We start from the raw sequence: 14,371 nt of genomic DNA on the forward strand, positions 1-14,371 counted from the left end.
CGAAGGTGTGTGGCGGGACACCGAAGGGCGGGCCACGCGTGAAGTAACGGATGTCGACCGCCCATTAGCGGAGAGTCGGCATGGACCGGTAGTGTTCGGCATTGCCGAACGATGGTTACGGCGCCGTGACGGTGAGGGTCACAGGGGACGGAGGCAGAACGGCGATGGCACGGAACATCCAGTCGCTCGAACGGGCGGCCGCGATGCTGCGGCTGCTCGCGGGCGGCGAGCGACGGCTCGGCCTGTCGGACATCGCCTCGTCGCTGGGCCTCGCCAAGGGCACCGCCCACGGCATACTGCGCACCCTCCAGCAGGAGGGGTTCGTCGAGCAGGACGACGTCTCGGGCCGCTACCAGCTGGGCGCCGAGCTGCTCCGGCTCGGCACCACCTACCTGGACATCCACGAACTGCGGGCGCGGGCGCTGGTGTGGACGGACGACCTGGCCCGCTCCAGCGGGGAGAGCGTCTACCTGGGCGTGTTCCACCAGCAGGGCGTGCTGATCGTGCACCACGTCTTCCGGCCCGACGACAGCCGGCAGGTGCTGGAGATCGGCGCCATGCAGCCGCTGCACTCGACGGCTCTCGGCAAGGTGCTGTCGGCCTACGACCCGGTGGCGCACAGCGAGGCGCTGGAGGCCGACCGCAAGCCCTTCACCGACCGCACCACCTGCGACCTGGACGCCTTCGAGCACATCCTCGACATCACCCGGGCCCGCGGCTACGCGGCCGACGTGGAGGAGACCTGGGAGGGCGTGGCCTCGGTCGCGGCGCCGATCCACGACCGCCGCCGGATGCCGGTGGGCGCGGTGGGCATCACGGGCGCGGTGGAGCGGCTCTGCACGGACGGGGAGCTGCGGCCCGACCTGGTCGCGGCGGTGCGGGACTGCGCCCGCGCGGTCTCCCGGGACCTGGGCGCGGGCCGGTTCTGACGGCGGGCCCCTGATCGACGACCGAGGCCGGTTCGCGTGTGGCGGACCGGCCTCAGCCGTACCCTGAGATGGACATAACAGGGCAAATGCGCAGATCAGTGGAGTTACCGCTGGACACCCGGCGGACGACCCGACTCACCGATAACCCGCAGCAATCAATAACGATCGCGCTTTCGATAACAGAACTCTTGACGCACGCGTAACGCCGGAGCAAGACTCCCGTCCATCGGTCGGCATTGTCGAACACCTACCGGCAATACGCGCTAGAGTGTGACAACGCCAAAGGCCGACATCGCTCTCACCCCCGAGGGCGCCAACACCCCGAAGGGACTCGGGGTTCGGCTTCCCTGGACGAAGGACAAAGGAGTCGCGGGTGTCCAGCTCCGACATCTTCATCGGCGAGACCATCGGTACCGCCATACTCATCCTGCTCGGCGGTGGCGTCTGCGCCGCCGTGACCCTCAAGGCCTCCAAGGCCCGCAACGCCGGCTGGCTCGCCATCGCCTTCGGTTGGGGCTTCGCCGTCCTGACGGCCGTCTACATCTCCGGACCGCTGTCCGGTGCCCACCTCAACCCGGCCGTCACCGTCGCTCTCGCCATCAAGAACAGCGACTGGAGCAACGTCCCGGTCTACTTCGCCGGACAGCTGCTCGGCGCGATGATCGGCGCCTCCCTGGTGTGGGTCGCCTACTACGGCCAGTTCCACGCGCACCTCACCGACAAGGAGATCGTCGGCGGCCCGGGCGCGCAGGCCACCACGGCCAAGGCCGTCGAGGCCCAGGAGAAGGGCGCGGGCCCGGTCCTCGGCATCTTCTCCACCGGTCCCGAGATCCGGAACGCGGTCCAGAACCTCGCCACGGAGATCATCGGCACCGTCGTGCTGATCCTCGCGGTCCTCACCCAGGGCCTCAACGACAAGGGCAACGGCCTCGGCGTGCTCGGCGGCCTCATCACCGCCCTGGTGGTCGTCTCGATCGGTCTGTCGCTCGGCGGCCCGACGGGCTACGCCATCAACCCGGCCCGTGACCTCGGCCCGCGCATCGTGCACGCGCTCCTCCCCCTGCCCAACAAGGGTGGTTCCGACTGGAGCTACGCCTGGATCCCGGTCGTCGGCCCGCTGATCGGCGGAGCCATAGCCGCGGGTATCTACAACGTCGCCTTCGCTTAGAGCAGCAGGCCTCGCCGAAGTACAGACGTAACAGACGTACCGCCACACACCACGGACCTCTGAGGAGCAGACAGTGACCGACGCCCACACCGCAGGCCCCTTCATCGCCGCGATCGACCAGGGCACGACCTCCAGCCGCTGCATCGTCTTCGACAAGGACGGCCGCATCGTCGCGGTCGACCAGAAGGAGCACGAGCAGATCTTCCCGAAGCCGGGCTGGGTCGAGCACAACGCCAACGAGATCTGGACCAACGTCCAGGAAGTCGTCGCCGGGGCCATCCAGAAGGCCGGCATCACCCGCGACGACATCAAGGCCATCGGCATCACCAACCAGCGCGAGACCACCGTGCTGTGGGACAAGAACACCGGTGAGCCCGTCCACAACGCCATCGTCTGGCAGGACACCCGCACCGACGCCCTCTGCCGCGAGCTCGGCCGCAACGTCGGCCAGGACCGCTTCCGCCGCGAGACCGGCCTGCCGCTGGCCTCCTACTTCGCCGGTCCCAAGGCCCGCTGGCTGCTCGACCACGTCGACGGCCTCAAGGAGCGCGCCGAGGCGGGCGACATCCTCTTCGGCACCATGGACACCTGGGTCATCTGGAACCTGACCGGCGGTGTCAACGGCGGCAAGCACGTCACCGACGTGACCAACGCCTCCCGCACCCTGCTCATGAACCTGCACACCATGCAGTGGGACGAGAAGATCGCCGAGTCCATCGGTGTGCCGCTGCAGATCCTGCCCGAGATCCGCTCCTCCGCCGAGGTCTACGGCGAGGTCACCGGCGGCAAGCTCGGCGACCTGCTCGGCGGCATCCCGGTCGCCTCGGCGCTCGGCGACCAGCAGGCGGCCCTGTTCGGCCAGTGCTGCTTCTCCGAGGGCGAGGTCAAGTCCACCTACGGCACCGGCACCTTCATGGTGATGAACACCGGTGACAAGATCATCAACTCCTACGCGGGTCTGCTGACCACGGTCGGCTACAAGATCGGCGACCAGCCGACCCAGTACGCGCTGGAGGGCTCGATCGCCGTCACCGGCTCGCTGGTGCAGTGGATGCGCGACCAGATGGGCCTGATCTCCACCGCGGCCGAGATCGAGACGCTCGCGCTCTCGGTCGAGGACAACGGCGGCGCCTACTTCGTACCGGCCTTCTCCGGCCTGTTCGCCCCGCACTGGCGCTCCGACGCCCGCGGTGTGATCGCCGGCCTGACCCGGTACGTCACCAAGGCGCACCTGGCCCGCGCCGTCCTGGAGGCCACCGCCTGGCAGACCCGCGAGATCGCGGACGCCATGGTGAAGGACTCCGGCGACGAGCTGGTGGCCCTCAAGGTCGACGGTGGCATGACCGCCAACAACCTGCTGATGCAGACCCTCGCCGACGTCCTGGACGCACCCGTGGTGCGCCCGATGGTCGCCGAGACCACCTGCCTCGGCGCCGCCTACGCCGCCGGCCTCGCCGTCGGCTTCTGGGCCGGCACCGACGAACTGCGCGCCAACTGGCGCCGGGCCGCCGAGTGGACCCCCCGCATGGACGCGGAGACCCGCGACCGTGAGTACAAGAACTGGCTCAAGGCCGTCGAGCGGACCATGGGCTGGATCGACGACGAGAGCTGACGAGAGCGCGCACCGCTCTCACGATCGAGCTCTGACGAGGAGTAAGAACCCGACATGACCAGTCAGTCCACCCTGCAGTCCGTACCTGCCCTGGGGACGCACCCGGCCTCCGGCTCGAACCCGAGCCGGGCCGAGACCAGGGAGCAGCTCTCCAAGGCGTCGTACGACCTTCTCGTGATCGGCGGCGGCATCCTGGGCATCTCCACCGCCTGGCACGCCGCGCAGTCCGGGCTCAGGGTGGCACTGGTCGACGCCGGCGACTTCGCCGGCGCCACCTCCTCCGCCTCCTCCAAGCTTCTCCACGGCGGTCTGCGCTACCTGCAGACCGGCGCGGTGAAGCTGGTGGCGGAGAACCACTTCGAGCGCCGTGCGGTCTCCCGCCAGGTGGCCCCCCACCTGGCGAACCCGCTCACGTTCTACCTCCCCGTGTACAAGGGCGGTCCGCACGGCGCCGCGAAGCTCGGGGCGGGCGTGTTCGCCTACTCCGCGCTCTCCGCGTTCGGTGACGGCGTCGGCCACCTGCTCTCCCCCGCGCGGGCCCAGCGGGACGTGCCGGAGCTGCGCACCGAGAACCTCAAGGCCGTGGCCGTGTACGGCGACGACCAGATGAACGACGCGCGCATGGCGCTGATGACGGTCCGCGCGGCCGTCGAGTCGGGCGCGGTCGTCCTCAACCACGCCCAGGTCACCGGGCTGCGCTTCACCCGGGGCCGGGTGACCGGCGCCGACCTGAAGGACGCGGTCTCCGGCGAGGAGTTCGGCGTCAACGCCCGTCTGGTGCTCAACGCGACCGGCCCCTGGGTCGACCACCTGCGCCGGATGGAGGACCCGAACGCGGCCCCGTCCATCCGCCTCTCCAAGGGCGCCCACCTGGTCCTGAAGCGCACCTCCCCGTGGAAGGCCGCGCTCGCCACCCCCATCGACAAGTACCGGATCACCTTCGCCCTCCCCTGGGAGGACATGCTGCTGCTCGGCACCACCGACGAGGAGTACGAGGGCGACCCGGCGGACGTCTCCGTCACCGAGAAGGACATAGCCCAGATCCTGGACGAGGCCGCGTTCTCCGTCCGGGACCAGCAGCTCCAGCGGGACCTGATCACCTACGCCTTCGCCGGCCTGCGGGTGCTGCCGGGCGGCCCCGGCGACACCGCCAAGGCCAAGCGGGAGACCGTGGTCACCGAGGGCCGGGGCGGCATGCTGTCCGTCGCGGGCGGCAAGTGGACCACCTTCCGGCACATCGGCCGCACCGTGATGGAGAAGCTGGAGGCGCTGCCGGGCCACCCGCTCGGCGACGACTTCGAGCCCATCGCCTCGCTGCCGAAGAAGCTGCCGCTGCCCGGCGTCGCCAACCCGCGTGCCGTCGCCCACCGCCTGCTGGTGGACAACCCGGCCCCGGGCCCGCGGATGGCCGCCGACACGGCCAAGCACCTGGCCACCCACTACGGTTCGCTGGCCTTCGACATCGCGCGGCTCGCGAACGAGGACCCGCTGCTCGCCGAGCGCGTCCACCCGGACGCCCCGGAGATCTGGGCGCAGGTCGTCTGGGCCCGCGACCACGAGTGGGCCGAGACCGCGGACGACGTGCTGCGCCGCCGTACCACCCTGACCATCCGGGGCCTCGCCACGGACGACGTCCGGGCCAGGGTCCAGGACCTGCTCGACAAGAAGTGAGCCGTTGAGGGGCGGCTCTCCCTCTCAGGGGAGCCGCCCCTCCGGCATGCCCGCCGCGCGGCCTGACCAGGCCGCATAATGGGGCCGAGACATCGGATGTCTGGGCGACAGGGAGGCCGGTATGGCAGTCACCGATGAGGCGATCGAGAAGATCAAGGACATGATCGTCTCCGGTGCGCTGCGCCCCGGAGAACGGTTGCCCAAGGAGAGCGAGCTCGCCGCCGAACTGGGCCTGTCCCGCAACTCGTTGCGGGAGGCGGTACGGGCCCTGTCGCTGATCCGGATCCTGGACGTCCGGCAGGGCGACGGCACGTATGTCACGAGCCTGGACCCGCAGTTGCTTCTCGAGGCGATGAGCTTCGTCGTCGACTTCCACCGCGACGACACGGTCCTGGAGTTCCTCGCGGTGCGCCGCATCCTGGAGCCGGCCGCGACCGCGATGGCCGCCTCCCGGATTAGCGAGCAGCAACTGGACGCGCTGGACGCCCAGTTGGACGCGCTCGGCGCCGAGCCCTCGGTGGAGGAACTGGTCGCCTGCGACCTGGAGTTCCACCGGGGCATCGTGCAGAGCTCGGGAAACTCGGTGCTGTGCTCGCTCCTTGACGGGCTGTCGGGACCGACCACCAGGGCGCGGATCTGGCGCGGTCTGACCCAGGAGGACGCGGTCGCCCGGACCCTGCGGGAGCACCGGGCGATCCTGGCCGCGCTGCGCGACCGGGACGCCGAAGCGGCCCGGTCCTGGGCGACCGTGCACATCGCGAGCGTGGAGCAGTGGCTGCGCAGCAGCCTGTGAAGCGCTTACCGGCTTCCTGGAACCAGTGGTGTTCGAGGGTGGCGAACGGGGCAGTGATCCGTTCACTCCCCCGTGCAAGGGGGCTGCGGGCGCCCCCGCCTCACGCCGTAAGGTTGGGGCGTACGCGAGGGCACGTCGGAAGGAGGCACTGGGTGATCGAGCTGGAGGGGGTTCCCGAGCTGATCGACCCAGTCATGGTGGCCGCGTTCGAAGGCTGGAACGATGCCGGCGACGCCGCTTCCACCGCGGTCGCGCACCTGGAGCGGGAGTGGAAGGGCGAGGTGTTCGCGGCGCTCGACGCCGAGGACTACTACGACTTCCAGGTGAACCGCCCCACGGTGTGGATGGACGCGGGCGTGCGCAAGATCACCTGGCCGACGACACGGCTGTCGGTGGTCCGGGTCGGCGGCGACAAGCCGCGGGACCTGGTGCTGGTCAGAGGCATCGAGCCGTCCATGCGCTGGCGCTCGTTCTGCAACGAGCTGCTGGGCTTCGCCCACGAGCTGGGCGTCGAGCTGGTGGTCGTGCTCGGCGCGCTGCTCGGCGACACCCCGCACACGCGTCCGGTGCCGGTCAGCGGGGTCACCTCGGACGCGGACCTGGCGCAGCGGATGGACCTGGAGGAGACCAAGTACGAGGGCCCGACGGGCATCGTCGGGGTCCTCCAGGAGGCGTGCACGCATGCCGGTGTGCCGGCGGTCTCGCTCTGGGCGGCCGTCCCGCACTACGTCTCCCAGCCGCCCAACCCGAAGGCCACGCTGGCGCTGCTCAACCGCCTGGAGGACCTGCTCGACCTGCGGATCCCGCTGGGCGAGCTGCCCGAGGACGCGCGCGCCTGGCAGGTCGGGGTGGACCAGCTGGCCGCGGAGGACAGCGAGGTCGCCGAGTACGTGCAGACGCTGGAGGAGGCCCGGGACACCGCCGAGCTGCCGGAGGCCTCCGGCGAGGCGATCGCCCGCGAGTTCGAGCGCTACCTGCGGCGCCGGGACGTGAACCCGCCCGGCGGGCACGCCACCGCGGACGGCAGCGACAGCGCGTCGTACCTGCGGGACAACCCGGGGAACCCGGGTGGCAAGGCACGGCCGCCGCGGCCGGCGAAGCCCGACACGCCCGGGAATGCCGGCAATACCGGGGAGGACGCAGACACCGGCGGGGACTCCGGAACGGACGGCGAGGACACCTCCGAGGACTGAGACAGGGGCGGTACGCGTAGTGCGTACCGCCCCTGTTCGTCCGGTGCCGGCCGTCGGGTGTCGGCCGTCGGGTGCCGGCCTCGCGCCGGTGGGGGCCGAGCGCGCAGTTTCCCCGCGCCCCTGGAAAACGGGGCGCGGGTGGCGGCGCTTCTTTAGAGGGCTACGCCCAGCAGGGCGTCCACCGCTCGGGACACGACACCGGGGGCGCCGGTGTCCGTGCCGCCCTGTTGCTGCTGGAGGGCCGCCCAGCGGTCCACCGCGGCCAGGGCGGCCGGGGCGTCCAGGTCGTTGCTCAGGGCCTCGCGGATCTCCTCCACGAGGGACTCGGCGGGCGGGCCGTCCGGGCGGGAGACCGCCGCGCGCCAGCGGTCCAGGCGGGCCACCGCGTCGGCCAGTACCTGGTCGGTCCACTCCCAGTCGGAGCGGTAGTGGTGGGAGAGCAGGGCGAGGCGGATGGCGGCCGGGTCGACGCCGTCCCGGCGGAGCCGGGAGACGAAGACCAGGTTGCCCTTGGACTTGGACATCTTCTCGCCGTCGAGGGCGACCATGCCGGCGTGCACGTACGCCTTGGCCATCGGGAACTCGCCGGTGAGCACCTGGGCGTGCGAGGCGCCCATCTCGTGGTGCGGGAAGGCGAGGTCGGAGCCGCCGCCCTGGACGTCGAAGGTCATGCCGAGGTGGTCGAGGGCGATCGCCACGCACTCGATGTGCCAGCCGGGGCGGCCGCGGCCCAGGGAGCCGCCGTCCCAGCTGGGTTCGCCCTCGCGGGCGGCCATCCACAGCATCGGGTCGAGCGGGTTCTTCTTGCCGGGACGGTCGGGGTCGCCGCCGCGCTCGGCGGAGAGCAGCCGCATGGCGGCCGCGTCGAGGTTCGAGACCTTGCCGAAGTTCGGGTCGGACTCGACGGAGAAGTAGATGTCGCCTTCGAGTTCGTAGGCGGCGCCGAGGTCGCGGAGCCGCTCGACCAGCGGCACGATGCCGGGTATGGCCTCGACCGCGCCTATGTAGTCCTGCGGCGGCAGCATCCTGAGGGCGGTCATGTCCTCCCGGAAGAGGGCCGTCTCCTGCTCGGCGAGGGCGACCCAGTCGACGCCGTCGCGCTCGGCGCGCTCCAGGAGCGGGTCGTCGACGTCCGTGACGTTCTGGACGTAGTGCACCTGCCGCTTGGTGTCGAGCCACACGCGCTGAACGAGGTCGAACGCGTTGTAGGTCGCCGCGTGCCCCATGTGGGTCGCGTCGTACGGCGTGATGCCGCAGACGTAGATGCGGGCGACGGGACCGGGGTCGAGGGCGACCAAACCGCCGGTCGCGGTGTCGTGGATCCTCAGGTCGCGGCCCTGACCAGGCAGGGCGGGGACCTCGGAAGCGGGCCAGGCATGCATGTACATGAGCGTAACCGGACCCGAGTTCGGTATACGAACCGGACGGCCGGGAAGGCAGTCTTGATCTCGGGGCCGGAATGTGCTGGTGGGGGCTATACGGGCGGCCAGGGGATGGCCGGCCACTCGCCGCTGGGTTCCGGGTGCTTGCCGGCGGTGAGCAACGTCTCCACACGCGCGCGCGTGGCGTCCAGTTCCGCTGGGGTGATCAGTTCGGCCAGCCGGGTCCCCAGCGGTCCGCCGAGGGCCTCGCGCAGGCCCCTGAGGACCTCGACGGCCTCGCCGGTCAGGTCCTCCCCCGCCCAGCCCCACAGCAGGGTGCGGAGCTTGTTGTCGACGTTGAAGGTGACGCCGTGGTCGATGCCGTAGAGGCGGCCGTCGGCGGTGGGCAGCAGGTGTCCGCCCTTGCGGTCGGCGTTGTTGATGACCGCGTCGAGGACGGCGAGCCGGCGCAGCCGTTCGTCGTCCGCGTGCACCAACAGCGCGGTCCTGCCCTCGCCGACCTCGGCGAGCCCGATCGCCTTCCAGCCGGGCTCGGGCTCCTCCGCGTCCACCAGGGCGAGCAGTTCGGCGCCCTCGGGGTCGACGTCGATCCACAGCTGGACCATGCCCTCGCCGTACGGGCCGTCGCGCAGCACGGTGGGCGGGACCAGGTCCCAGCCGGTGGCCGCGGCGACCTCGTAGGCGGCCACCTCGCGCTGGGCGAGGGTGCCGTCGGGGAAGTCCCACAGCGGGCGCTCCCCCGCGACCGGCTTGTAGACGCAGGACGCCTCCCGGCCGTCGTGCGCGACCGTGCAGAACAGTGCCGCGTTGGAGGCGTCGCGGATGCGGCCGCGTACCTTCAGCTCACCGTGGGCGAGCAGCTCGGCGGCGGTCACGCTCCGCGGCGGTATCCGTTCTGGCGCGGACATACGTGTCCTTCCGGGTCGAGCGGGAGGCTGCACAGCGGGCACGGCGGCCGCCCGGCGTTGACGACGTCCAGGGCGCGCTTGGCGAAGGCCCTGGCCTGCGCGCCGGTCAGCCGGACCCGCAGCATCGGGGGCCCGTTCTCCTCGTCCTGCAGGAGCCGCTCCTCGGCCTCGGCGAGGTCCTCCTCGGAGTCGGCCTCCAGCTCCACGAGGGCCTGCGCCTCGACGATCATGCGTTCTTCCTCGCCGTCCCAGGCGAGCGCCATGGTGCCGACGCGGAACTCCTCCTCGATGGGGGTGTCGAGGGGGGCGCTGTCGCTGATCTCGGTGGGCGCGACGGCGGGCACGGCCGCGTTGCCGCCGCTGCGGCGCACGACCTCGTCGAGGAGTTCGTCCATGCGCTCGGCGAGTGCGGCGACCTGGGTCTTCTCCAGGGCCACGCTGGTCGTCCGGGGGCCGGCCGTGGCCTGGAGGAAGAACGTACGGCGTCCGGGCATTCCGACCGTGCCCGCGACGAAGCGGTCCGGCGGATCGTAGAGGAACACCTGACGGGACACGTCCTGTCTCCATGAGTCGAGAGTGCGTGGGTTTCGGGCGGGCGACGACGCGGCCGGGGGGCCGCTTACGTGGATCGCTTCACCCTACTGCGGCTGACGATCACGGCGCGCCGGCGCCGCCACCGACCGGGGCGTCTTCCCCGGGGGGTTCCTCGCGGGGGGCAAGGGAGGCGAAATCGCCGGTGTCCCCGAGACGAACAAGAAACGGCCTGAGGCGGGTGTAACGGATCGCGGTGATGGAACACGGTTCGACGGAGATCCGCTGGAAGAGGTCGAGATGCAGACCGAGCGCGTCCGCGACGAGGGACTTGATGATGTCACCGTGCGAGCACATGAGAAAGACGGCGTCGGGGCCGTGGTCGCGCTCCACGCGCGCGTTCCATTCGCGGACCGCCTCGGCGGCGCGGGTCTGCATGGCGCGCATGGACTCGCCGCCGGGGAAGGCGGCCGCCGACGGGTGGGCCTGGACGACCTCCATCAGCGGCTCGTCCTTGAGTTCGGCGAGCTTGCGGCCGGACCAGTCGCCGTAGTGGGCCTCCCCGATCCGCTCGTCGGTGTGGGCGGTGAGCCCGGGGCGGGCGTCGAGCAGCGGGCGGACCGTCTCCTGGCAGCGCTGCAGCGGGCTGGTGACGAGCTCGGAGATGGGCAGCCCGGCGAGCCGGCCGGGCAGCGCGGCGGCCTGGGCGGCCCCCCGCTCGTCGAGGGCGACGCCCGGCGTCCACCCGGCGAGCACACCCGAGGTGTTGGCGGTGGACCGTCCGTGCCTTACGAGGATCAGCGTGGGCATGCGGCCCAGGGTAGGCGCACCCCGAAGTGCGCAGTCGGGCCGGCGACGGGAGAATACGCTCCGTGATCGTCGATTGCGCCATCTACCGGGACGGGGAGCGGACGGAGACGCCGCAGGACTTCTCCGACGCCCTCGCCGAGGCACGCGCGCGTGGCGACAGCTTCCTGTGGATCGGCCTGTACGAGCCGACGGAGCGCGAGTTCGACCTGGTCACCGACGAGTTCGGGCTGCATCCGCTGGCTGTGGAGGACGCCCTGACCGCGCACCAGCGGCCGAAGCTGGAGGTGTACGACGACTCGCTGTTCGTCGTCCTGAAGCCGGTGACGTACGAGCCGAAGAGCGACACGGTGACCTCCGGCGAGCTGATGATCTTCATCGGGGACTCCTTCGTGGTCACCGTGCGCCACGGGACGCCGTCGCCGCTCGGCGACATCCGGCGGCACCTGGAGGAGCAGCACGAACTGCTGAAGCACGGGCCGACAGGGGTGCTGTACTCGATCTCCGACGCGGTCGTGGACCACTACCTGGAGGTCGCGACCGAGTTGCAGACCGACCTGGAGGAGCTGGAGGCCGAGGTGTTCTCACCGAGCGGCGGCGGTTCCCGGCACACCGCGTCGCGGATCTACACCTTCAAGCGGCAGATCCTGGAGTTCCGGCGGGCGACGGTGCCGCTGGCGCTGCCCATGAGCAAGCTGGCGGGGGTGGGCCAGTACGGCAGCGGCGTGACCGTGCCCTTCGTGCCCGCGGAGGCCCGGCCGTTCTTCCGCGACGTCAGCGACCACCTGACGCGGGTGAACGAGAGCGTGGAGGGCCTGGACCGGCTGGTGTCGGACGTCCTCAGCGCCCATCTCGCACAGATGAGCGTGCGGCAGAACGACGACATGCGGAAGATCTCCGCGTGGGCGGCCATGGCCGCGGTCCCCACGATGATCGCCGGGATCTACGGCATGAACTTCGACCACATGCCCGAGCTGCACTGGATCTGGTCGTACCCGGCGGTGATCCTGGTCATGGGTGTCCTGGAGACGCTGCTGTACCGGCTGTTCAAGCGCCGCGGGTGGATGTGAGGGAGGCGTGCGGCCCGCGGGCTCAGGCGAACTCGGGAGCGTGCGTCGCGGGGCCGCCCAGGGCGTTCCTGTGCTCCGGCATCCGCAGGGAGACCATGCGGCGCCAGCCGGCGGCGCGTTCGTAGGCGTAGACGGAGCGGATGCCGGACGCGAGGAGCGCGGACCTGGCCCTCGGCCAGCCGAGGATGCGGCCCATGTGGGCCATGACGGCCAGGCTGACGTCCCGGTAGATGCGGATCTCGGCGAGGGCGCACGCGCGGAGCGTGCGCTGGATGGTGCGGCCGTGTCCGTCGGCGGCGAACCGGAGCAGTTCCTCGTGGCAGTAGGCGAGGTGGTTGTCCTCGTCGGCGGAGATCATGCGCACCGCGCGGCCCACGTCCGGGTGGCCGGCGAAGTACCGGCGCAGCAGGTCCATCTGCTCGGAGGCGCGCTGCTCGGTGACCCGGCTGTGAGCCAGGTAGGCGACGATGTCCGGCACCGTGAGCGGCCGGTCGGCCCGGAGCCGGTCGTGGGCGAGCCCGATGCCGTGCCGTTCCAGGATCATCGTGTAGTCGGTGTCGGTCGGCACCGGGACGGGCGCCAGCCCGCGCTTCCTCAGCAGGGCGTGGAAGATGCGCCCGTGCTTGTCCTCGTCGGCGCCGTGGCGGGCGATCTTGGGGGCGAGGCCGCGTTCGCTCGGCGGTACCAGCGCGGCGATCCGCGCGTTCTCCCAGCCGCCCTGGGTCTCCCCGCTGGCCGCGATGGAGCAGAAGAGCCGGAAGGACTCGTCGTTGTCGAGGATCTCCTGGAACAGACTCCTGGCCGAAAGCATCGTGGGCACCTCTCCGCAGGACTCACCAGACCCGCAAAGAACGAGTCAAATGCCGCGTCGGAGTGGCTGCAACAGGTGTGCGGGCGCACTCGGCCGAAAGGAGGAGCAGCGGGGGCACGCCGGGGGCGTAACCGCACGGGCCCGGGCGCGTTGTTCTGCGTGACGGCCGTGGCGGGGAGGACCCCCCGAGCCCCCACCACGGCCGTGGACTTCTCTCACCTCTCAGGTGTTCACGCGAGCCCGGCGCGCTCCAGGGCCTCGGCGCCGGCCCGCAGCGAGGCGAGCCGCTCGTCCAGCGCGAAGCCGGCGGGCGCGAGCGAGAGGGTGGTGACCCCGGCGGCCGCGTAGGCCTTCATCCGGTCGGCGATCCGGTCCACGGAGCCGAGCAGCGTGGTCTGGTCGATCAGCTCCTGCGGTACGGCGGCCGCGGCCCCGTTCTTGTCCCCGGACAGGTACTTGTCCTGGATCTCGGCGGCCTCCCGCTCGTAGCCCATGCGCTGGGCGAGCTGGTTGTAGAAGTTCTGCTTGCGGCTGCCCATGCCGCCGACGTAGAGCGCGGTGTAGGGCCGGAAGGTGTCGGCGAGCGTGGCCACGTCATTGTCGTCGCCGACGGCGAGCGGCAGCGTCGGGCAGATGTCGAACCCGTCGAGGGTCAGGCCCGCCTTCTCCCGGCCCGCGCGCAGGTACTTCACGGCCGTCTCTTCCAGGTGCTCGGCGGAGGGGAAGATCAGCAGCGCGCCGTCGGCGATCTCGCCGGTCTGCTCGAGGTTCTTCGGGCCGATGGCGGCGATGTAGACCGGGATGTGCTCGCGCTCCGGGTGCACGGTCAGCTTGATCGGCTTGCCGGGGCCGCCCGGCAGCGGCAGCGTCCAGTGCTCGCCCTCGTACGACAGCCGTTCCCGGGTCATCGCCTTCCGCACGATCTCCACGTACTCGCGGGTGCGGGAGAGCGGCTTGTCGAACTTGACGCCGTACCAGCCCTCGGAGACCTGCGGTCCGGAGACGCCGAGGCCGAGGCGGAAGCGGCCGCCGGAGAGGGAGTCGAGGGTGGCGGCGGTCATCGCTGTCATGGCGGGCTGCCGGGCCGGGATCTGGAAGATGGCCGAGCCGACGTCGATGCGCTCGGTCTGGGCGGCGACCCAGCTGAGCACCGTGGCGGCGTCGGAGCCGTAGGCCTCGGCGGCCCAGCACACGGCGTACCCGAGCCGCTCGGCCTCCTGGGCCACGGCCAGATTGTCCCCGTCCATCCCGGCGCCCCAGTAGCCGAGGTTGATCCCGAGCTGCATGGCCGTTCCCCTTACCGATCAGTAACGTCGCTGTTGCGAGAGACCTTAGCGCGGAGGATTTCTGAGCGGGGGGAGCGGTTCGCGTTCGGCTGCGGGTCGTGGGGGCTGATCGCGCAGTTCCCCGCGCCCCTGGGTGGGTCGGCTCCCGCCTCCCGCAAACGCACCGCTGCCTTGTGAAATCGGTTATCCACAGGCAACCCAACGCACCAG

13 protein-coding genes are annotated in these 14,371 nt (G+C 71.0%); 7 read left to right on the forward strand and 6 right to left on the reverse strand.

Going from position 1 to position 14,371, the window contains the following annotated elements; genetic code table 11:
- Positions 1–164: 164 nt before the first annotated feature.
- The 6 genes from ACFY0K_RS26625 to ACFY0K_RS26650 all read left to right on the forward strand — a co-directional run bounded on the left by ACFY0K_RS26625 (position 165) and on the right by ACFY0K_RS26650 (position 7,366).
- The gene (locus tag ACFY0K_RS26625) at positions 165–929 is read left to right on the forward strand and encodes an IclR family transcriptional regulator (protein ID WP_390641950.1); all 765 of its coding nucleotides are present in this window, start codon (positions 165–167) and stop codon (positions 927–929) included.
- A 373-nt stretch (positions 930–1,302) separates the two neighbouring features.
- Positions 1,303–2,097, forward strand: a complete 795-nt coding sequence (locus tag ACFY0K_RS26630; RefSeq protein ID WP_093505060.1) for an MIP/aquaporin family protein — start codon at positions 1,303–1,305, stop codon at positions 2,095–2,097.
- Between the two features lie 73 nt (positions 2,098–2,170).
- Positions 2,171–3,709 carry a glycerol kinase GlpK gene (glpK, locus tag ACFY0K_RS26635; RefSeq protein ID WP_390641951.1) on the forward strand — a complete coding sequence of 513 codons (1,539 nt, stop codon included), beginning with the start codon at positions 2,171–2,173 and terminating at the stop codon, positions 3,707–3,709.
- Positions 3,710–3,763: 54 nt separating this feature from the next.
- Complete coding sequence (locus ACFY0K_RS26640) at positions 3,764–5,380, forward strand: FAD-dependent oxidoreductase (protein WP_390641952.1); 1,617 nt, start codon at positions 3,764–3,766, stop codon at positions 5,378–5,380.
- Between the two features lie 121 nt (positions 5,381–5,501).
- Positions 5,502–6,173 carry a FadR/GntR family transcriptional regulator gene (locus ACFY0K_RS26645; RefSeq protein ID WP_351958931.1) on the forward strand — a complete coding sequence of 224 codons (672 nt, stop codon included), beginning with the start codon at positions 5,502–5,504 and terminating at the stop codon, positions 6,171–6,173.
- Between the two features lie 152 nt (positions 6,174–6,325).
- The gene (locus ACFY0K_RS26650; RefSeq protein WP_390641953.1) at positions 6,326–7,366 is read left to right on the forward strand and encodes a PAC2 family protein; all 1,041 of its coding nucleotides are present in this window, start codon (positions 6,326–6,328) and stop codon (positions 7,364–7,366) included.
- 152 nt (positions 7,367–7,518) lie between these two features.
- Here ACFY0K_RS26650 and mshC read toward each other — a convergent pair whose 3' ends face one another.
- The 4 genes from mshC to ACFY0K_RS26670 form a co-directional block, all read right to left on the reverse strand.
- Positions 7,519–8,748 (reverse strand): cysteine--1-D-myo-inosityl 2-amino-2-deoxy-alpha-D-glucopyranoside ligase, encoded by a 1,230-nt coding sequence (gene mshC / locus ACFY0K_RS26655; RefSeq protein WP_390641954.1) that lies wholly within the window; start codon positions 8,746–8,748, stop codon positions 7,519–7,521.
- A gap of 92 nt (positions 8,749–8,840) precedes the next feature.
- Positions 8,841–9,656 (reverse strand): SCO1664 family protein, encoded by an 816-nt coding sequence (locus ACFY0K_RS26660; protein WP_390641955.1) that lies wholly within the window; start codon positions 9,654–9,656, stop codon positions 8,841–8,843.
- Positions 9,620–10,210 carry a DUF3090 domain-containing protein gene (locus ACFY0K_RS26665; RefSeq protein WP_351958935.1) on the reverse strand — a complete coding sequence of 197 codons (591 nt, stop codon included), beginning with the start codon at positions 10,208–10,210 and terminating at the stop codon, positions 9,620–9,622. Before ACFY0K_RS26665 ends, ACFY0K_RS26660 begins: the two co-directional genes overlap by 37 nt.
- 100 nt (positions 10,211–10,310) lie before the next feature.
- Positions 10,311–10,997 carry a histidine phosphatase family protein gene (locus tag ACFY0K_RS26670; protein ID WP_351958936.1) on the reverse strand — a complete coding sequence of 229 codons (687 nt, stop codon included), beginning with the start codon at positions 10,995–10,997 and terminating at the stop codon, positions 10,311–10,313.
- A 62-nt stretch (positions 10,998–11,059) separates the two neighbouring features.
- Here ACFY0K_RS26670 and corA point away from each other — a divergent pair, with 62 nt between their 5' ends.
- Entirely contained in the window at positions 11,060–12,064 is a 1,005-nt protein-coding gene (gene corA, locus ACFY0K_RS26675; RefSeq protein WP_390641956.1) for a magnesium/cobalt transporter CorA, read from the forward strand.
- Positions 12,065–12,086: 22 nt separating this feature from the next.
- Here corA and ACFY0K_RS26680 read toward each other — a convergent pair whose 3' ends face one another.
- Together ACFY0K_RS26680 and ACFY0K_RS26685 are read right to left on the reverse strand one after the other, a co-directional pair.
- A complete protein-coding gene (locus ACFY0K_RS26680; RefSeq protein WP_390641957.1) occupies positions 12,087–12,875 on the reverse strand; it encodes a ferritin-like domain-containing protein in 789 nt (262 codons plus the stop codon).
- Between the two features lie 230 nt (positions 12,876–13,105).
- Positions 13,106–14,161: an LLM class F420-dependent oxidoreductase gene (locus tag ACFY0K_RS26685; RefSeq protein ID WP_390641958.1), complete on the reverse strand. Its 1,056-nt coding sequence runs from the start codon at positions 14,159–14,161 to the stop codon at positions 13,106–13,108.
- Positions 14,162–14,371 lie beyond the last annotated feature (210 nt).

Origin of the sequence: Streptomyces sp. NPDC001507, assembly GCF_042894765.1 — a bacterium.
Taxonomy (GTDB): Bacteria; Actinomycetota; Actinomycetes; order Streptomycetales; family Streptomycetaceae; genus Streptomyces.